Genomic DNA, 20,637 nt, shown 5'->3' on the forward strand with positions numbered 1-20,637 from the left:
GATGATAGAAGTAATCGGAGTACGCTTTAAGAAAGCGGGTAAGATTTATTACTTTGATCCGAACAATTTAGAGATAAAATTAAATGACGATGTGATTGTTGAGACAGTCCGTGGGATAGAGTTTGGTAAAGTAGTACTTGTAAACAAATTAGTTGATATAGAAGATGTTGTACTTCCATTGAAAAAAGTAATGCGAGTTGCAAACGAAGAAGATAAATTAAATGTAAAACAAAATGAACAATTAGCATCTGATGCTTTAAATATATGTAATGAAAAAATTAATTACCATGAATTAGATATGAGTTTAGTAGACGTAGAATATACATTTGACCGAAATAAAGTGATATTTTATTTTACTGCGGAAGGTAGAATTGACTTCCGTAATCTTGTAAAAGATCTTGCTGCCCTATTTAAAACTAGAATAGAATTAAGACAAATCGGTGTTCGAGATGAAGCTAAATTATTGGGCGGAATAGGACCTTGTGGAAGAATGCTATGCTGTTCTACATTCCTGGGCGACTTTGACCCAGTTTCAATAAAGATGGCCAAAGATCAGAGTCTATCATTAAATCCGGCAAAAATATCAGGCTTATGTGGAAGACTAATGTGTTGCTTACGATATGAGAATGATAGTTATGAAGATGCGAAAAAGCAATTACCTGATCTAGGAGAAGAAATTCATACGAGCTATGGTCGCGGGAAAGTAATTGGACTAAATATTTTAGAGAAAATTATTGAGATCGAAATGTATGAAAATCAAAATATTATTGAATACACGTTAGATGAATTAATTGAAGAAAACATCATTTCTGTTCAATAATAGTAAAGAGGTGGGTAGCGTTGAGCAAGAGGCAAAGGCAAATTTTTGATCAAGTTTCCCATATGGAAACACAAATTGGTGAACTGTATGAGCAATTAGGCCATTTAAAAAATGATTTAAGTGAAATCATTGAGGAAAATCATCGATTAACTGTTGAAAACAAACATTTACGGACCTATTTAAAACGGGATCATGTGGAAGAGGAGAAAGCGGCAACTAAAAAGAAACAGGAAGTTACGGTTCCTGGCGAAGGTTTTGACAATTTAGCCCGTATATATAAAGAAGGCTTCCACATATGCCATATGCAGTTTGGCAGTCCAAGAACAGATGAAGATTGTTTGTTTTGCCTCGAATTGTTTGATTAAGTAAGTAAGACTGTCTCCAGTTGGAATAACTATTCCAAAGACATGGGGACAGTTTTTTAAGTTACTCAACTTTCGTACCAACAAAATGAGTTTAAACATTTCTGAATTAACTCGCAAATGCTTCCAATTATTATCTTGAAAACTTTATCTTGATAAAGCTGTTTTATACAAAAGATATAAACCGATCAGTAACTGAAGATGTAATTAACATAACCGCTGCGGAAATACACTCCGCTTTCCGTGGGCGGCTGATGAGCCTCCTCACTCGCTTTGCTCGTTGCGGGGTCTCATCTAAGCCTGTCCTCCCACAGGAGTCTACGTGTATTTCCTTCGCTGGGATGGTCACTGATAATAGAATTCAGGAACCGACAACAACAATGCTTTCTTTCTATTGATTAAAATTTACATGCTAGCGTAGGAAAAAGTGCGAAGACTCCTGCAGGAACAGCGAATGCTTCTCGATGGGACGAACGATAGTGGCAGTCCCACGAGTCCGAAGATCCCTGTAGCTTCTCATTAACGAGAAGCTACAGAAGCTGAGGCCGTGCCTGCGGAAAGCGAAGTATTTTTCCGAAGGGTATTACCAACACCAAATTATTGGGGGTAGAGAAAAGTTTATATCAAATACAATGATGAATTATCTTGGATATAGTTGTATTTCAAGCAACCAGTTACCTGAAAATCAACTAAGGAAGAAGATCTCTAAAATTCCTTAATACTACCAAGGTATATTTAGCTATATTACACTGTGAAAGTTGAATACGTTATAATAAAAGAAAGAGCAGATAGATACGGAGGATGGATTGTGGTAATACTTAAAGATGATGAGCGACTGGATTATTTAATTTCCAATGGTAAAACACAGATTATTCAAAGCCCAACAATATTTTCATATTCATTGGACGCTGTTTTATTAGCTCATTTCACGTATGTTCCAATTAATAGAGGAAATATATTGGATTTGTGCACTGGAAATGGAGTAATTCCCCTTTTATTATCGGAGCGAACTAAAGGAACGATAACTGGATTAGAGATTCAAAACAGATTAGTCAGTATGGCTAAAAGGAGCATACAATTAAATGAACTTGAAGAGCGGATTGAAATTTTGGAGGGAGACTTGAAAGAAAGGCATCCAAAATTAAAGCAAAGCTACTATGACGTAGTTACTTGTAATCCGCCTTATTTTCCAACTCCTAAATCAACGGAGCATAACGAGAATATGTATTTAACGATCGCAAGGCATGAGGTATGTTGTACCTTAGAAGATGTGATCAAGGCATGTAAACTATATGTGAAGCCGGGCGGAAAAGTAACAATGGTTCATCGTCCTGAGCGATTAGTGGATATACTTACATTATTTCGTTCATATCAAATTGAACCCAAAAGGCTTCAGTATGTATATCCAAAAACAGACAAGCTAGCGAATACCATATTAATTGAAGGAATAAGAGATGGAAAGCCAGGCTTACAAGTATTACCGCCACTTGTTATCTACAAAGATAATGGGGAATATACAGATCGAGCTAGGGGAATTATTTATGGGGAATAAACATATGGTCTATATGTTACATTGTCGTGATGGTTCTTTATATACAGGTTATACGACTGATATAGAACGTCGAATCATGATGCATGAAACTGGTAAGGGCGCTAAATATACGAGAGGAAGAGGTCCTTTTAAACTTGTATACAAGGAAGAATTGTCTACGAAAACAGCGGCATTACAACGTGAGTATGAAATCAAAAAATTGCACCGTAAAGAAAAAATGGAACTAATTCAAGAACAAGAAGGGACATTTAATGAATATTCAAATGAGCTTTAAAGAAAATGGAAAAGGAACTATTTTTGTCGTTCCAACTCCGATAGGCAATTTGGAAGATATGACGTTTCGCGCGTTAAAAACATTAAAAACAGTAGATATGATTGCAGCAGAGGATACAAGACATACACAAAAGCTGTTAAATCATTTTGAAATTACGAATAAATTAATTAGTTATCATGAGCATAATAAACGAGAAAGAACAAATCAGCTTTTATCTATTGTCGAAGAAGGAGGTACCATTGCAATTGTTAGCGATGCGGGAATGCCAGCCATTTCCGATCCGGGTGCCGACCTAGTTAGAGAAGCAATTGATAAGGATATAAATGTCGTTGTATTACCGGGTGCTAATGCAGCTTTATGTGCACTCGTAGCTTCAGGACTCCCTACAGATGAATTTTTATTTTACGGTTTTTTACCGCGTAAAAAGCAGGAGAAAGAAGCTGAGCTTGATCGTCTGAAACAGATAAAAGCAACGATTATTCTTTATGAATCGCCATATCGTGTTAAGGAAACACTGCGTTTCATTGCAAAACAGATGGGAAATCGACATATTATCATTGCCCGGGAAATGACAAAAATTTATGAGCAATTTGTAAGAGGCAAGGTCGAAGATGTAATAGCATGGACGGAAGAAAACGATCTAAAAGGAGAATGTTGTATTGTTATCGAAGGCAATGAAACTGCGGAGGACAATGATTCTTTATGGTGGGCTTCACTAACGATTGCAGAACATGTAAGGCATTATGAAGAAAACGACAATATGACGCATAAGTTAGCAATGAAACAGGTTGCTACAGATAGGAAAATGTCGAGACGAGAGGTATATCAGCAAATTCATATTAACAAATGAAAAAAGCTTGCACCGTACGATGTACTGATGCAAGCCTTTATTTTTATGATAATGGTTCTATAATTGTATCGATCTATTAAGTTGGAAAAAAATAAAATTTCCGACATAATATTTTATTGTTAAATGTTCTTACTCTTCAACTTTGAAATTCTTTTGAATTTCGTTTATTAAAGCCTTTGCACCTTCTGGGCTCAAGACAATTTTACCATTTGCTAAAGCAATATTATTATTTGTGTTTTCTCCAGTAATATGACAAGCCATATTAGGCACATATTTTTTTAACACAATTTGATCTCCATCGACATATATTTCAATAGCATCCTTTTCTTTAATACCCAATGAGCGTCTTAGTTCGATAGGAATAACCACTCTTCCTAGCTCATCAACTTTTCTGACCATACCTGTAGATTTCATAATAAATTTACGTTCCCCTTTCAAAGATTAAAAAATAACTAGAATTATACTACACTATATTATTATACACGACAAAACACTGTATAAAAATGTATAATCCGACAAATATTTCACATTTTTATTGTAGCAATCTATGAAAGGATTGTAAATTATTTAAATCGGTATGTAAAATGATAGACTTTAATTATCAAGAGGGTATAAATTTTCAAAAAAACGTCATGGTATAATATGTACTTGGCAATGCTAATAAAGGACTATTTTCTAAGAAATGATATAGATAGAATATACTTTCTTATTCATAAAAAAATCTATACAATAGATTATAATTATAACATTACGTAATTCAGTTTTTGGAAGAGGAGATAAGAAAATGTCAGATAATAAAAATACATTCTATATAACGACACCAATTTATTATCCGAGTGGTAATTTACACATTGGACATGCATATTCGACAGTTGCGGGTGATGCGATTGCACGCTATAAAAGAATGCGTGGTTTTGATGTAATGTATTTGACTGGAACAGATGAACATGGACAGAAAATCCAAAAGGCTGCGGAAGAAAAAGGATTAAGTCCACAAGAATATTTAGATGATATTGTAGGTACCATTCAATCATTATGGAAGAAGTTAAAAATTACAAATGATGATTTCATAAGAACGACAGAGGAAAGACACAAAGTTATTGTCGAAAAGATTTTCGCGCAATTAGTTGAACAAGGAGATATTTATTTAGATGAGTATGAAGGATGGTATTGTATTTCTTGTGAATCTTTCTTCACGGACCTCCAATTAGATGACGGACACTGTCCTGATTGCGGGAAAAAAGTAGAAAAAGTGAAAGAAGAATCTTACTTTTTTAAGATGAGTAAATATGCAGATCGACTTGTTAATTATTATGAAGACCATCCAGAATTTATTCAGCCGGAAAGTCGTAAAAATGAAATGCTAAATAACTTTATTAAGCCAGGTCTTGAAGATTTAGCAGTTTCTCGGACGACATTTGATTGGGGAATAAAAGTACCAGGAAATCCGAAACACGTCATTTATGTTTGGATCGATGCATTGACGAACTATATAACTGCTCTTGGGTACGGATCTGAAAATGAAGAAAAATTTAAGAAATATTGGCCTGCTGATGTTCACATTATGGCAAAAGAAATTGTTCGTTTCCATACTATTTATTGGCCAATCATTTTGATGGCTTTAGATCTTCCATTACCTAAAAAAATATTTGCTCATGGTTGGATTTTAATGAAAGACGGGAAAATGTCTAAGTCTAAAGGGAATGTCATTGATCCAATTACTTTAATTGATCGTTATGGCTTAGATGCATTACGTTATTATTTATTACGTGAAGTACCGTTTGGATCAGATGGTGTATTTACACCTGAAGGGTTCGTTGAACGAGTTAATTATGACTTAGCAAATGATTTAGGGAACTTATTAAACCGAACAGTAGCGATGATCGGAAAATATTTCGATGGGGAAATTCCAACATTTACATTGGGAGAATCGAAAGAAGATCAGGACTTAGAGAACTATATTAAGGATACTATCACAAAAGTCGAGGCAGCTATGGAGGAAATGCAGTTTTCTATAGCATTATCATCTATTTGGAAACTCGTTAGTAGAACAAATAAATATATTGATGAAACAGAGCCTTGGAATTTGGCGAAAGAGGAAGCTAAAAGAGATCGTTTAGGTAATGTTATGGCACATTTAGCGGAATCGATTCGAATTTCTGCGGTTATGTTACAACCGTTTTTAACAGAATCACCGAAAGAAATCTTTAAGCAACTTGGTGTAAAAGATGAAGCGTTACAACAATGGGATAGTGTTTATGAAATTGGAAGTATCCCGTCTGGTACAAAAACAGAAAAAGGCGTTCCAATCTTCCCTCGTCTAGATATGGAAGAAGAAATTGAGACGATTAAAAAGATGATGAAATCGACGATCCCGGCAGTAGAAGAAAAACAAGCAGAGCAAAAAGAAGAAGTACTTTATGATGACTTTATGAAGCTTGATCTTCGAGTTGCTGAAATAGTAAAAGCCGATAAAATGAAAAATGCAGATAAACTACTAAAGCTACAAGTTGATATTGGATCAGAAAAACGTCAGATTATATCAGGGATTGCGGAATTCTATGCACCTGAACAATTAGTAGGTAAAAAAGTAATTTGTATTACAAATCTTAAACCGGTTAAACTACGTGGAGAGATGTCTGAGGGAATGATTTTGTCTGGAGAAGACGAAAAAGGAAATCTATCTTTGGCCACAGTTGAACAAACATTACCGAATGGATCGGTTGTAAAATAAAAGCAAGATTAAAGAGGTAAAGACTTTTTAAATATAAGTAAGTATTAAAAATCGTTGTAATAGAACTTCCTGAGAACCATCGTGGCTTATCTATGGAATTGCGCTATCGTTTATATTACCCTGAGGCTGAAGAAGGCAATGTCGCCGACTCAATTTTCGTGGTAGATAAAGCAAAACCTTAAAAACAGGAAACTATACAACGATTTTTTACTTGAATGGAATCGTTTTTTTATGGAGGTTACTATGTTATTTGATACACATGTACATTTAAACGCAAGACAATATAAAGATGACCGAGAAGAAGTTATTCAACGAGCATTTGCTCAAGGTGTTACTCATATGGTAGTCGTTGGGTTTGATGATGAGACAATACCTTTAGCGATTGAAATAGCTGAAAAGTATGACACGATTTACGCAGCGGTTGGATGGCATCCTGTTGATGCTATTCATTATGAAGAAAAGCACTTAGCTTATTTAGAAAGATTAAGTAAACACCCTAAGGTAGTTGCATTGGGAGAAATGGGATTAGATTATTATTGGGATACTTCGCCTAAAGATATTCAGGAACAAGTATTTCGCAAACAGATCCAGCTTGCAAAACGAGTAAATATGCCAATTATTATCCATAACCGTGATGCGACTGAAGATGTGATTCGTATTTTACAAGAAGAAAATGCTAAAGAGATTGGTGGCATCATGCATTGTTTTAGTGGCACTGCAGCAGATGTACAAGCTTGTTTAGATATGAATTTTTATATTTCCTTAGGTGGACCTGTTACATTTAAGAACGCAAAAGAAGTACAGGAAATAGCAAAAATAATTCCTTTAGAAAGATTATTAATTGAGACGGACTGTCCTTATTTAGCGCCACACCCATATAGAGGAAAGAGAAATGAACCTGCTTACGTTTCTTTCATTGCAGAAAAGATCGCAGAATTAAAAGAGATGGATGTTGAAGAAGTTGGAGAGGTAACTTTTCAAAATGCGATGAAATTCTTCCGTATAAATAAATAATAATTGGTCATAATGATAATAATCACCAAGAGCTTAGCAAATGCTAGGCTCTTTTTTTGTAAAAAACTCGCAAATTAAGTAGATTCATAGATTATACATTACAGGGCTGTAACAATAAATATGGGGTTTGTACGATATTGGAGGAGCAAAACAATTGGTGCGCCTACATAATCAATTATCAGAAAATACTATTTCCATGTAATGGTTTTGTAAACTATTCGTAACCGTACTGATTTTGACTTGCTTTTGATTACTCCATATAATTGGTAGCGAAATAAGGAGGCTATAACATGCAAAAAATACTTAAACCATTATTGGCTGTGAAAACAAAGTCGGGTTATTCGATTGCTACAGCAATAGTGGTTACCTTATTTTCAACGTGGGTTGTTTTTGATGCTACAAAAGCAGAAGTAGTAGTCGCTGCAGATGGAGATGTTCAAGTAGTAAAGACACATAATACTACTGTAGGTGAACTACTGGATGAAATGGGCATCCAAGTGGGAGAATATGATGAGCTCTCACACGCAGAGAATTCCAAGATCGTTGATGGGATGAAAATTAATTTTGACACAGCAAATGAGATCCTTTTAACGATTGATGGTAAAACAGAAGAATACTACACTACAGCAACGACAGTCGGGGAGTTCATAAATGAAGAAGGACTACATATTACTAGTCACGACAACATATCCCCTAATAAAATGGCAGTAGTATCAGACGGACTAGAAATAAAAATTGATAAGGCATTCCCAGTGACCGTTAATGACGGTGGGGAAGAAAAGGAGTTTTGGACGACAGGTGGCACTGTTGAAGAACTGCTTGAAAAAAACGATATAACATTCAAAGAAACAGATAAAGTCAAACCAGGCTTAGACAAAGAAGTTAAAAAAGATACAGAAGTATCTATTATCCACGTTGAAAAGAAAACCGAAGAAATAGAAGAGAGTATCCCATTTCAAACAGAGGAGGAATCAGACTCTTCTTTAGAAAAAGGTACTACAAAAACTATTTCTGAGGGCGAAGAAGGAAAAGTAATTAAGATATATGAAATCACACTTGAAAATGACGAAGAAGCAGATAAGAAACTAATCGAAGAAAAAGTAATCAAGGAAAGTAAAAATAAGGTAGTTGCGGTAGGTACCAAAGAGGTAAAGAAGGAATCGGCTAACACATCAAATAGCAATTCGTCATCAGGTAATGACGAGGGCAAAGTGTTGACGATGGAAGCAACAGCTTATGGACCTGATTGTTCTGGATGTTCTGGTATTACAGCAACAGGTATCAATATTAAACAGAGTCCTACACCAAAAGTAATCTCTGTAGACCCTAATGTGATTCCTTTAGGATCCCGTGTATGGGTGGAAGGTTATGGTGAAGCAATTGCGGCAGATACAGGTGGTGCGATTAAAGGAAATCGAATAGATGTCCTTGTAAAATCAGAAGCCTACGCTGCAAGTAATTGGGGACGCAGAACTGTACAAGTAAAAATCTTAGATTAATTTTTCTGTTCATATACGTACTCTTGCCAAGATGTTGGCAAGAGTATTTTTTATGCGAGCACAAATTAAAGTGTAGAAGATATTCTCTGTTCAGTTGTAGTTTGCAAAAAACACTCAACTTTCGCACCTACAAAGTGAGTTTAAACATACATGTGGATTAACACTGATAACTTGTCACCCTTAAACTGTTTTACGCAAAAAACGAAAATTGTGACGTATTTTATTTTAAGTTCCCTCTTCCAAACCTAGATACTGCATCATTGATTTTCGCTACGGACAATCGCTTTCCGCGGCAACGCTTCAGCTTCCTCGGAAGCAAAAACCGCTTCCTGTGGGATCTTCAGCTGTTGCTTTTCCCGCAGGAGTCGATTGCCCTCTGCTTCAATCAACTACCAAAACAGAGCAATTTACGCTGTCTATCAGAAAACGATTCCAAGCGGAGGAAATATGTGGAGACTCCTATGGGAGCATAGGCCTCGGTGAGACTATGAAGTGCGTAGCACGAAGGAGGCTCAACGGCCGCCCATGGAAAGCGAAACATATTTCCACAGCGGTTAATCAGCTCATCCCTGAATTTTAGTTACTGTACGTATATATCAAATACAACGATAAAATAGCTAGGAATATAGTCTATTTTTAAGCAACTAGTTAATTGAAAGTTTAACTAAGGAAGTTGTCTCCACCTCCCAATACTTACCAAGGTTTACTTATCAATTTCACGCTGCGAAAGTTAAGTAAAATATATTATTAGTCCAGCAAGTTTTTTCTCATACTAAAATAAGATATAATGGAGCAAAATAAACTGAAAGAGGAATTAGTTTGCAAATTAAAGAAATAATTGTTGTTGAAGGAAAAAGCGATACGCAAAAGATAAAGAAAGCTGTCCAAGCAGACACGATTGAAACGAATGGTTCAGCGATTAATAAAGAAACATTAACATTAATTAAACATGCTCAGGAAAAACGAGGTGTGATTATATTCACCGATCCTGATTATCCAGGTGAACGTATTAGACATATCATTACGAGGGAAGTAAAAGGTTGTAAGCATGCATTTTTACCAAAAGAAAGAGCACGTGCAAAATCTGAACTGAAAAGTTTAGGTATTGAGCATGCTTCCATTGAATCAATTAGGGAAGCGCTAAGCAATGTATACGATAGTGCCCCAATACATAAATCAGATATAACGAAAAGTGATTTAATCGGTTATGGACTCATTGGTACTAGTGATGCTAAAAGTAAACGTGAGCAACTTGGTAAGTATCTTCATATTGGACATACGAATGGAAAGCAATTACTTAATCGACTTCATATGTTTCAAATAACGAAAAATGAATTGGATTTAGCAATGATGCATATACTAGAAAGGGGACAGCAAGATGCCTAAGGAATATATTGCGAGTATTAGACGAACAAAAGAAATATTGGGTAAATACGGGTTTTCATTTAAAAAGAGTCTAGGCCAAAATTTTATTATTGACGCAAATATTTTGCGTAAAATGATACATGCTGCCCAAATTGATCAAAACAGCGGAGTTATTGAAATTGGTCCAGGTATTGGTTCCCTCACCGAACAATTGGCATTGATTGCAAATAAAGTTATTGCATTTGAAATTGACCAACGATTGCTACCAGTTCTCGATAGTACATTAGCGAATTATGAAAATGTAAAGATTATTCATAAAGATTTTTTGAAAGCAGACTTACATAAAACGATTAAAGAAAATTTTGCACCTGACTTATCACTTCATATCGTTGCTAATTTACCGTACTACATTACAACTCCTATTTTAATGAGTATTTTAGAACAACAAATGCCCATTGAACGGATAACTGTTATGTTGCAAAAAGAAGTGGCAGATCGAATGGCGGCAGCACCTAACACAAAGGAATATGGCTCATTATCAATTGCTGTTCAATATTATACAGAAGCCCATATTGTAATGGATGTACCCAAAACTGTTTTTATCCCTCAACCAAATGTGATCTCAAGCGTCTTACAATTGGTAAAAAGAGAAAAACCATTAGTAGAAGTAAGTAACGAAGATTTATTCTTTTCAATAGTGAAAGCAAGTTTTAGGCATCGGCGAAAAACATTGAAAAACAACTTAGTCAGCTATTTTAAAGAAACCTATACGTCAGAGCAAATAAATAATGTACTTCAAACAGTACAAATAGACGGTAAAAGACGAGGTGAATCACTTACTATTCAAGAATTTGCTTTATTAGCAAACGGGCTATTTGCTGTAACTGATATAAAATAGGTAGCTTAGTTCAATGTGGGCATATTAATTATTTTTTGAAAAAGTGGTTAAAGTCATTGACTTTATATTTGATATCCTGTTATAATTATATGTTTTATTTGACTAACGTACGAGCTTATGGTAAGATAGTTTATAGTGAGGTGGAGTCCTAGTGAAAACAATAATGGAAATTAAAAAAGGTCTTGAAGGGCAAGTTGGTAAACGTTTAAAGCTAACTGCGAACGGCGGTAGACGTAGAACGGTTATCAGATCGGGAATTTTATCGGAGACATATCCTTCTGTTTTTGTTGTAGAACTAGACAAAGATGAAAATGCATTTGAACGAGTATCTTACAGTTACGCTGACGTTTTGACAGAAGCGGTAGAAATAAACTTTATAGATGATAGAAGCCAAGCGGCAGCAGAGTAGTAAACAATTGTTTACTACTTTTGTTTTTTAGGAGGCTATATAGTTATAGCTATAGTCCTTTGCTCATTTTGTAAAAATTAACACGAGTTAAATCATTCTTTATACATAAAATAAGTGTGTCGTAAGAAGTCTTAACGGAAAGGAGATGTTCTTTCATGGGTAGAAGACGTGGAATCATGTCAGACCAATTGAAAGAAGAAATAGCCAAAGAGTTAGGGTTTTACGACACAGTACAAAAAGAGGGCTGGGGCGGAATAAGAGCTCGTGATGCAGGAAATATGGTAAAACGTGCAATTGAAATGGCCGAAGAAAACATGCAAGATAAAGGCAGACCCTAATGGGTTTGCCTTTTTTTATATTCGAAAAATAAAAAGGATGAATCACTTAAAAAGAAATAGAGAGTCTGTTATCATAAATGGGTAGGGGGAGAAAAATGAATAATCGTAATGTTTTTACTCAAAAACAATCTGAACAATTAAAACGGTTAAGTAAACGTTTTTCAACGACCATTCTTATTATTGTGGCACTTATTATTTTTTCATATATTGCGTTCAATATTTATACAGAATATATTTGGATGGATACGTTGGGATTTAAAAATGTCTTTACTACTATTTTATATAGTAAAGTATTGTTAGCTATTTCTGGGTTTGTGTTATTTTTTATTATGACATTTTTAACGCTTTATTGGATTCGCTTAAGTTATATGAACCATTTTAGTAACGTTCAATTACCAAGGTTCATAATAAAAAAAGGGCCTGCATTTCTATCCATTTCTGCAGTTGCCATTTTCATTGGGATCATCGGTAGTTCCATTGTTCAAGGGTTAGGTTGGGAACCAGCTTTAAAAGTCCTGAACCATACTTCTTTTAATAAAGTTGATCCTTATTTTAATATGGATGTTTCATTCTACATTTTTACTTTACCATTTATTGAATTCATTCTTTATACACTACTTAATTTGTTCATCTTTTTCTTAATTATTCAAGGTGGAGCTTATTCTGTTTTTCATATGTACCGAACCAATCGTCATGCTCAGATTCATCTAGCCTCAACCTTTGGGTTAATCGGTCTATTATTGGCGGGCATTCATCTTTTAAGTCGATATAAAACATTATTAACAGATCAAGTTAACCTTTTTCAAAAAAGTGTTGTTCATGGCTTAAGTTATACGGATAAATTAATTAACGTACCGAAATCATATGTATTAGCGGCAGCGGCTATCATAATGGTTATCTGGGTTGCAATTGCTGTGTTTCGTGGAAACATTCAATCCACATTAAAGCCAATTATTCTTTATTTAGTATTGATTGTAGCTGGGCAGGCGGCTTCTGTCGTTGTTCAAAACTTTATTGTTTCTCCGAATGAGTTTTCAAAAGAAAAACCATTTTTGGAACATAATTTAGAATTTACTCGAGCTGCCTATGATCTTGATAAAATTGAAGTGAAGGAAAATCCAGGCAATGCTTCACTCGATTTAGATATGGTTGAGCGTAACCAATTAACATTGGATAATGTTCGACTTAATGATTCACGGCCATTATTAGATATTTACAATCAGCTACAGACGTTTAGAACATATTATCAATTTAATGATATGGATATAGACCGCTATGAAATTGATGGGAACTACGAGCAAGTTTTCATTGGTGCCAGAGAACTAAGTACCGTCGATTTACCACAGCAAGCTCAAACATGGGTAAATAGAAATTTACGTTACACCCATGGATATGGGATTGCGATGAGTCATGTAAATAAAGTAACTAGTCAAGGGCAACCGGAATATATGTTAAGAAATATTCCTGTGGAAGGTACTTTAGACGTAACTAGACCTCAGATATACTTTGGTGAAGAACCATATCCGAATGTTATTGTTAAATCGAAAGTGGATGAGTTTGATTACCCTACAGGTGAAGAGAATGCGACTAATCGCTATGAGGCAGATCTAGGTATTCCTCTTCAAGGGATAAACCGTTTGTTATTTGCCCTTAAAGAAGGATCATTCAGAATTCTTGTATCCGATCAGCTTACAAATGAAAGTCAGTTATTAAGAACACGTAATATTAAAGAACGAGTGAACGAAATTGCACCGTTTTTCCAGTATGATAACGACCCATATGTCTTTGTCCGAGACGATGGCACATTAGCTTGGATGATTGATGCATATGTTAAAGCGGAGAATTACCCATATTCGGAAGCATATAAAGGGAATAATAATTATATCCGCAACTCAGTAAAAGTAATGATTGATGCATATACAGGAGAAGTTAATTTTTATATCGTGGATCCGGATGATCCGTTGATTCAAACATATAAAAATATTTTCCCGACGTTATTTACAGAAGAAATACCAAAAGATGTACAGGATCATTTCCGTTATCCAGTCGATTTATTTAAAATCCAAACAGCGATGTACGGGACATATCATATGTCAAATTTAGAAGTTTTTTATAATCGCGAAGACTTCTGGCAGTTCCCGACAGAAAAGTATTTTAATCAAGATATAGAGATGGACCCATACTATATCACAATGAAATTACCTGAGTATGATGAAGAAGAATTTATTTTGATGATGCCTTATACACCGAAGAAACGGCAAAACATGATTTCGTGGATCGGAGTTCGTAACGACGGCGATCATTATGGTGAAATTTTTGTTTATCGTTTTCCGAAACAAAAAAATATATATGGACCACAACAGATCGAAAATCGGATTAACCAGGACAGTGTCATTTCACAACAGTTAAATTTATGGTCTCAAGGTGGTTCCGAAGTCATCCGAGGTAACTTACTAGTTATACCTATTGAAGATACTGTCTTGTATGTAGAGCCAGTTTATATTGAATCTTCCAATGAAACTTCATTACCAGAAGTGAAACAAGTAATTATGGCATATGAAGATCATATTGTAATGGAAGAAACGTTTGATAAGTCTCTAGAGAAGATTTTAAGTTATTTAGAACCTGGTAAAGAGAAACAGCCGGCTAAAGATAATGAGCAGAAAGAAAGTGAAGAACAGGAACAACAAAATCCTATTATCAATGCCGAGGAATCATTACAAGAGATCGGTGCATTATTTGAAGCATATCAAAAAGCACTATCAGATGGAGATTGGTCTGAAGCTGGTAAAATTATGGAAGAATTAGAAGAAAAATTAGGAGTAATTAAATAGGATGTTAGAAATCGGAACTTGATTCACACTTTATTGAATCAGTTCCGATTTTCTTTATGTTTAAAATAATGATTTCTTTTATAAAGTTGCTCAAACACGGATGAAGGTGATATATTAAAAGGTAAATATTCGGATTTTGAGGTGAAAACATGAAACGAAGCGATCGATTAGTAGGTTTGACCAACTATTTTATTACCCATCCGCAACAATTAACACAATTGTCATATTTCACAGAGAGATTTCAAGCTTCAAAATCGTCAATAAGTGAGGATCTCGATATTATTAATGAAATGTTCCAGCTAGAAGGGATTGGAGCATTAGAAAGAGTAGCAGGTGCATCTGGCGGCTCCATGTATGTGCCTAAATTTAATAAAAGTAATAGTGTTTCGTTTCTGCAGAATATATGTAAAGAATTAAAAGACCCATCAAGAATTTTACCTGGTGGCTACTTATATATGAGTGATTTGCTAGGAAACCCGAAAATCCTTAAAGAAATTGGTAAAGCTTTCGTTACTGCCTTTTCTGATAAACAAATTGATGCAGTGGTTACTGTGGAAACGAAAGGAATTCCTATTGCTTATGCAATGGCTGAATTTTTAAGTGTTCCAGTTGTAGTTATTCGCAGAAATATGAGAGTGACAGAAGGATCTTCTGTTAGCATTAACTATGTTTCCGGTCGATCCCAACGTATTCAAACGATGGTGTTGCCGAAGAGGAATCTACAAGAAGGATTGAATGTTTGTATCATTGATGATTTTATGAAAGCAGGCGGAACAGTGAACGGTATGATAAGTTTACTGGAGGAATTTAAAGCGACAGTCGTTGGAATTGGTGTTTTTGCCGAGGCAGAGGATGAAGAAAACGAGCGTATCATTGATGAATATACTTCATTAATCAAAGTAGCTAATGTCGATACAAAAAGTAGGCAAATTGATGTTAGTATCGGTAGTTTTGATGAAAAACAATAAAGTACTGGATATTTCCTGTAAAATATTTAAAGTTTTTTCAATATTTTGCAGGACTTTTTTTATTTATGTTGAATTAATATAGCAAGCTTTCAAATATCAAAGGTGGTGAATATACGTGGAAGTAACTGATGTCCGATTACGGCGTGTAAGTGCAGAAGGAAAAATGCGGGCAATTGCTTCAATAACATTTGATGATGAATTCGTCGTCCATGATGTAAGGATAATTGATGGTAATAACGGTTTATTTGTAGCTATGCCATCTAAGCGAACGTCAGATGGTGAATTCCGAGACATTGCTCACCCAATTAATTCAAAAACTCGTGAAAAAATTCAAGTGGCGGTTTTAAAAGAGTATGAATCTAGAGAAGAAGCAGAGCCAAACATGCTGCAGTATGAAAGTGCTGGAGCATCCTAATAGTGATAGCTATTAAAAAGACTAATTTTCTAAAAAATTAGTCTTTTTTGTGTACATTTAAGATAACTTTTTCAATTACCTTTGATCCTAATATGAAGGCATATAATAGATATGTTTAAAATAGACTTACCCCTTTGTGCTTGAATTCATCCCTTGTTTACGATATTATTTTATAATGGATATTAGAGGACTGGAGGTTACTCTATATGAAAAAACGTTTTGCAGTAATTTTGGCGGCTGGTCAAGGAACGAGAATGAAATCTAAGTTGTATAAAGTTCTTCACCCGATCTTAGACCGACCAATGATTCAGTATGTAATCGATGCTCTTAAGCCTGCAAAACTTGAAAAACTTGTGACAATTGTTGGCCACGGAGCAGAGCGAGTAAAAGCAGAGATTGGAACAAATAGTGAATTTGTTCTACAAGAAGAACAACTAGGTACAGCACATGCTGTTTTGCAAGCTGCAGATATATTGAAGAACAAAACGGGGACTACAATCGTAGTTTGTGGAGATACACCATTAATTAAACCAGAAACATATGAGAAGCTATTTGAACATCATGAATTATCAGGTTCTAAAGCAACTATACTTACTACTATCATTAAGAATCCTACTGGGTATGGCCGTGTAATTCGTAACGAGTCAGGTGAGGTAGAAAGAATAGTAGAACATAAAGATGCAGATGATAAAGAAAAATCAGTGAATGAAATAAATACAGGTACATATTGTTTTGACAATGAGGCCCTCTTTTCCGCCCTTAAAAAAGTTAATAACAATAATGCCCAGCAAGAATATTACTTACCAGATGTAATTGAAATTTTAAAGGCTGAAAATGAAAAAGTAACAGCTTTTACTACAGAAGACGACGAAGAAACAACCGGTATAAATGATCGTGTCGCTTTAGCGCATGCTGAAAATTTAATGAAAATTCGTATTAATGAAGCCCATTTAAGAAATGGAGTTACAATAACAGATCCTAACAATACGTATATTGGTCCAGATGTGACTATCGATCAGGATGTTATCGTATATCCCGGCACGGTAATTACTGGAAAAACCCATATTGAAACAGAGGCTGTTATCGGTCCTCATACTGAAATTGAAAGTTGTACAATTGGGACAGGTACCGTTATTAGACAAAGCGTGATAAAGAATAGTAAAATAGGTAATGACGTTAATATTGGTCCTTTCGCTCATATTCGCCCTGAAACATCTATTGGGGATGATGTACGAGTAGGGAACTTTGTTGAGATAAAGAAATCAACGATTGGTAATACAACCAAAGTGCCACACCTAAGTTATATCGGTGACGCGAAGCTCGGGAAAGGTATAAATATTGGTTGCGGAACAATAACAGTAAACTATGACGGCGTAAACAAACATCTTACAACGATTGAGGATAATTCGTTTATCGGATGTAATTCAAACTTAGTTGCACCTGTTACGATAGAAGAAGGTTCTTATGTGGCAGCCGGATCTACCATTACAGACGATGTTCCGAAAGATTCTTTAGCAATAGCAAGAGCAAGACAAACGAATAAAGAAGGCTATGTAGCAAAATTAAAAAAATAATTTATGGAGGGCTTCATTCATGTCATCAGGGTATAACGATAAATCTTTGCAACTCTTTACACTGAATTCAAATCGAAAACTTGCTGAGGAGATTGCAAAGCATATCGGTGTTCCTTTAGGGAAATGTTCAGTATCAAAGTTTAGTGACGGGGAAACACAGATTAATATTGAAGAAAGTGTACGTGGATGTGATGTCTACGTAATCCAATCATTATCAGATCCAGTTAATGAAAATCTGATGGAACTGTTGATTTTGACAGATGCTTTAAAGCGTGCATCTTCTAGAACAGTTAATATTGTACTTCCGTACTACGGTTATGCTAGACAAGACCGTAAAGCAAGATCAAGAGAACCGATTACTGCAAAGTTAGTTGCAAACTTACTTGAAACAACTGGAGCTGACCGAGTTTTAACATTAGACCTACATGCACCACAAATACAAGGTTTCTTCGACGTACCAATCGATCATTTACAAGGAGTACCGATACTATCAGACTATATTAAAGGAAAGAATTTGGAAGATATCGTCGTTGTATCACCTGATCATGGTGGAGTGATTCGTGCAAGAAGAATGGCTGATCGACTAAAAGCTCCTATTGGAATTATTGATAAGCGCAGACCGAAGCCGAATGTTGCTGAAGTGATGAATATTATTGGTGAGATTGAAGGGAAAACAGCAATTATCATTGATGATATTATTGATACAGCAGGGACAATTCAACTAGCGGCAGATGCTTTGATTGAAAAAGGAGCAAAAGCAGTATATGCTTGTGCTACTCATCCAGTTTTATCTGGACCTGCGATCGAACGAATAGAAAACTCTCAAATTGAGGAACTAGTTGTGACAAATACGATCGAGCTGCCAGAGGAAAAACTGATTAATAAAATTACACAACTGTCAGTTGCACCACTTATAGGTGAGGCAATTGTAAGAATACATGAACATAAGTCAGTTAGTATACTATTTGATTAAAACAAAAATTATTTGGAGGATATAAGAAAATGGCTATAAGTTTAAAGGCAAAAAAACGTGAAGATTTCACTAGAGCTACTACTAATCAGTTAAGGCGAGAAGGATTGATTCCTGCAGTTGTTTATGGAAAAGAAAAGGAAACAAGAACAGTTAGCGTTGATAATCTTGAATTATTAAAAACGGTTCGTGATGAAGGAAGAAACGCAATTATTTCTTTAGACATCGAGAACGACAGCGCAGTTGATGTAATGTTACATGAATATCAAACAGATCCAGTTAAAGGAGACGTTATTCATGTTGATTTCTACGTTGTAGATATGAAAGAAGAAATGGATGTAGCTGTTGCTATTCGTTTAGATGGGGAAGCAGCTGGAGCAAGAGAAGGTGGAGTGCTTCAACAGCCTTTATTCGAATTGCAAGTTCGTGCAAAACCTAGAGATATTCCAGAAGAAATTGCTGTTGACGTAACAGACTTAGGTATTGGTGATAGCATTTCAGTAGCTGATTTACCAGTCTCTGATAAATACGAATTCTTGGATGACGCTGAAACAACAGTTGCAGTGGTCTTGGCTCCAGACGCAGAAGTTGAAGAGTCAACTGAAGATGTTGACTTTAGTGCAGAACCTGAATTAGTCGGAGCAGATGATAAAGAGGAAGAATAATCGCTTCTATTTGCTTGTTAACCCTCCTAATAAGATAGATATTCTTAGTAGGAGGGCTTATTATATTATTGAAATAGAGGGCATAAACATGAAATGTATAGTTGGTTTAGGTAACCCTGGAAAAAAGTATGAAAGTACTCGTCATAATATCGGTTTTATAGTTTTGGATGAACTGGCAAGAAGAAATGGATTCACATTTGATGAGAATAAATATAAAAGTGACTTTTATGTAGGATTTATCCAACAGGAAAAGGTTTTATTTATTAAACCGCAGACTTTCATGAACTTATCTGGCGAAGGTGTTAAGCCACTCTTAGATTTTTATAAAATTGATTACACCGATACACTTGTCGTATATGATGATCTAGATTTACCTACTGGTAAAATTCGTTTACGAGAAAAAGGTGGTCATGGGGGGCATAATGGCATCAGGTCTTTAATCGACCATTTGTCAACTCGAGAGTTCAAGAGATTACGTATAGGAATCGGGAGACCTCAAGATCAAACACCGGTAGTCAATTATGTGTTACAACCTTTTTCAAAAGATGATTTAACTCAAGTAGACGGAGCAATCGAGCAGGCTTCTCGAGCTTGTGAGGCTTGGCTAACGCATTCTTTTAGTGATGTGATGAATGAATATAATAAATAATTACTAGTTAAAAATCCCTGTAGATTGATGAATAAATCCTTCCGATAAGGATACACTTTATATGTATGTATAGTGTAAAATCGGGAGGTTAGTAGCTATGTCAATCATATATAAATGCAGACATTGTGGGCATATGATCGGGAGATTAGAACAACAAATAATCTCTACCTCGATGTTAGGATGGGATCAATTAACCCCTCAAGATAAACAGCGAATGATCCAGTATAAGGAAAATGGAGATGTTCATATCATAGCGATTTGTGAAAATTGTGAGGATTCACTGGGACAACATCCTGATTATTATGAATTAGAGTATTTTATTCATTAATGAATAGCGCATGAAGGGCTTTGGTACACCGCCAAAGCATTTTTGCGCTTTTTATGGTGACGGGTAAAAAATTAAAATAGTTGAAATGAATGTTAGATTCGAAAAGTGGGAATAGGATA

21 protein-coding genes are annotated in these 20,637 nt (G+C 35.2%); 20 read left to right on the forward strand and 1 reads right to left on the reverse strand.

Annotated elements, in window-relative coordinates; translation table 11 throughout:
• The first annotated feature begins 1 nt into the window (after window position 1).
• From SPD48_RS02490 to rsmI, 5 genes are all read left to right on the forward strand, one after another.
• Window positions 2-820 carry a PSP1 domain-containing protein gene (locus SPD48_RS02490; protein ID WP_336256470.1) on the forward strand — a complete coding sequence of 273 codons (819 nt, stop codon included), beginning with the start codon at window positions 2-4 and terminating at the stop codon, window positions 818-820.
• A 62-nt stretch (window positions 821-882) separates the two neighbouring features.
• Complete coding sequence (locus tag SPD48_RS02495; protein WP_442962097.1) at window positions 883-1,185, forward strand: initiation-control protein YabA; 303 nt, start codon at window positions 883-885, stop codon at window positions 1,183-1,185.
• A gap of 805 nt (window positions 1,186-1,990) precedes the next feature.
• Window positions 1,991-2,734, forward strand: coding sequence for a tRNA1(Val) (adenine(37)-N6)-methyltransferase (locus SPD48_RS02500; protein ID WP_336256472.1), 744 nt, complete (start codon window positions 1,991-1,993; stop codon window positions 2,732-2,734).
• Window positions 2,724-3,008 carry a GIY-YIG nuclease family protein gene (locus tag SPD48_RS02505; RefSeq protein WP_336256473.1) on the forward strand — a complete coding sequence of 95 codons (285 nt, stop codon included), beginning with the start codon at window positions 2,724-2,726 and terminating at the stop codon, window positions 3,006-3,008. The genes SPD48_RS02500 and SPD48_RS02505 overlap by 11 nt, the downstream gene beginning before the upstream one ends.
• Entirely contained in the window at window positions 2,986-3,858 is an 873-nt protein-coding gene (gene rsmI, locus SPD48_RS02510; RefSeq protein ID WP_336256474.1) for a 16S rRNA (cytidine(1402)-2'-O)-methyltransferase, read from the forward strand. The genes SPD48_RS02505 and rsmI overlap by 23 nt, the downstream gene beginning before the upstream one ends.
• 129 nt (window positions 3,859-3,987) lie before the next feature.
• Here rsmI and SPD48_RS02515 read toward each other — a convergent pair whose 3' ends face one another.
• On the reverse strand, window positions 3,988-4,272 hold the full coding sequence (locus tag SPD48_RS02515; protein WP_336256475.1) for an AbrB/MazE/SpoVT family DNA-binding domain-containing protein: 285 nt from the start codon (window positions 4,270-4,272) through the stop codon (window positions 3,988-3,990).
• A gap of 370 nt (window positions 4,273-4,642) precedes the next feature.
• On the opposite strand from SPD48_RS02515, the gene metG reads away from it, so the two are divergent.
• From metG to SPD48_RS02590, 15 genes are all read left to right on the forward strand, one after another.
• Complete coding sequence (gene metG / locus SPD48_RS02520; protein ID WP_336256476.1) at window positions 4,643-6,592, forward strand: methionine--tRNA ligase; 1,950 nt, start codon at window positions 4,643-4,645, stop codon at window positions 6,590-6,592.
• Window positions 6,593-6,835: 243 nt separating this feature from the next.
• Complete coding sequence (locus SPD48_RS02525; protein WP_336256477.1) at window positions 6,836-7,606, forward strand: TatD family hydrolase; 771 nt, start codon at window positions 6,836-6,838, stop codon at window positions 7,604-7,606.
• A 290-nt stretch (window positions 7,607-7,896) separates the two neighbouring features.
• The gene (locus tag SPD48_RS02530) at window positions 7,897-9,105 is read left to right on the forward strand and encodes a ubiquitin-like domain-containing protein (RefSeq protein ID WP_336256478.1); all 1,209 of its coding nucleotides are present in this window, start codon (window positions 7,897-7,899) and stop codon (window positions 9,103-9,105) included.
• Between the two features lie 819 nt (window positions 9,106-9,924).
• A complete protein-coding gene (gene rnmV / locus SPD48_RS02535; protein ID WP_336256479.1) occupies window positions 9,925-10,491 on the forward strand; it encodes a ribonuclease M5 in 567 nt (188 codons plus the stop codon).
• A complete protein-coding gene (gene rsmA, locus SPD48_RS02540) occupies window positions 10,484-11,368 on the forward strand; it encodes a 16S rRNA (adenine(1518)-N(6)/adenine(1519)-N(6))-dimethyltransferase RsmA (protein ID WP_336256480.1) in 885 nt (294 codons plus the stop codon). The genes rnmV and rsmA overlap by 8 nt, the downstream gene beginning before the upstream one ends.
• Before the next feature lie 163 nt (window positions 11,369-11,531).
• Window positions 11,532-11,777: a Veg family protein gene (locus tag SPD48_RS02545; protein WP_336256523.1), complete on the forward strand. Its 246-nt coding sequence runs from the start codon at window positions 11,532-11,534 to the stop codon at window positions 11,775-11,777.
• A gap of 155 nt (window positions 11,778-11,932) precedes the next feature.
• Complete coding sequence (locus SPD48_RS02550) at window positions 11,933-12,115, forward strand: small, acid-soluble spore protein, alpha/beta type (protein WP_336256481.1); 183 nt, start codon at window positions 11,933-11,935, stop codon at window positions 12,113-12,115.
• 95 nt (window positions 12,116-12,210) lie between these two features.
• Complete coding sequence (locus tag SPD48_RS02555) at window positions 12,211-14,949, forward strand: UPF0182 family membrane protein (protein WP_336256482.1); 2,739 nt, start codon at window positions 12,211-12,213, stop codon at window positions 14,947-14,949.
• Between the two features lie 149 nt (window positions 14,950-15,098).
• The gene (gene purR / locus SPD48_RS02560; protein WP_336256483.1) at window positions 15,099-15,917 is read left to right on the forward strand and encodes a pur operon repressor; all 819 of its coding nucleotides are present in this window, start codon (window positions 15,099-15,101) and stop codon (window positions 15,915-15,917) included.
• 115 nt (window positions 15,918-16,032) lie between these two features.
• Window positions 16,033-16,332 carry a septation regulator SpoVG gene (spoVG, locus tag SPD48_RS02565; RefSeq protein WP_336256484.1) on the forward strand — a complete coding sequence of 100 codons (300 nt, stop codon included), beginning with the start codon at window positions 16,033-16,035 and terminating at the stop codon, window positions 16,330-16,332.
• 206 nt (window positions 16,333-16,538) lie between these two features.
• On the forward strand, window positions 16,539-17,906 hold the full coding sequence (gene glmU, locus SPD48_RS02570) for a bifunctional UDP-N-acetylglucosamine diphosphorylase/glucosamine-1-phosphate N-acetyltransferase GlmU (RefSeq protein WP_336256485.1): 1,368 nt from the start codon (window positions 16,539-16,541) through the stop codon (window positions 17,904-17,906).
• A gap of 19 nt (window positions 17,907-17,925) precedes the next feature.
• Window positions 17,926-18,879, forward strand: a complete 954-nt coding sequence (locus tag SPD48_RS02575) for a ribose-phosphate diphosphokinase (protein WP_336256486.1) — start codon at window positions 17,926-17,928, stop codon at window positions 18,877-18,879.
• Between the two features lie 29 nt (window positions 18,880-18,908).
• The gene (locus SPD48_RS02580) at window positions 18,909-19,541 is read left to right on the forward strand and encodes a 50S ribosomal protein L25/general stress protein Ctc (RefSeq protein ID WP_336256487.1); all 633 of its coding nucleotides are present in this window, start codon (window positions 18,909-18,911) and stop codon (window positions 19,539-19,541) included.
• Between the two features lie 88 nt (window positions 19,542-19,629).
• Window positions 19,630-20,190 carry an aminoacyl-tRNA hydrolase gene (gene pth / locus SPD48_RS02585; protein ID WP_336256488.1) on the forward strand — a complete coding sequence of 187 codons (561 nt, stop codon included), beginning with the start codon at window positions 19,630-19,632 and terminating at the stop codon, window positions 20,188-20,190.
• A gap of 97 nt (window positions 20,191-20,287) precedes the next feature.
• Complete coding sequence (locus SPD48_RS02590; protein ID WP_336256489.1) at window positions 20,288-20,518, forward strand: anti-sigma-F factor Fin family protein; 231 nt, start codon at window positions 20,288-20,290, stop codon at window positions 20,516-20,518.
• Window positions 20,519-20,637 lie beyond the last annotated feature (119 nt).

It is taken from the genome of Pseudogracilibacillus sp. SE30717A (assembly GCF_037071985.1).
Lineage (GTDB): Bacteria > Bacillota > Bacilli > Bacillales > Amphibacillaceae > Pseudogracilibacillus.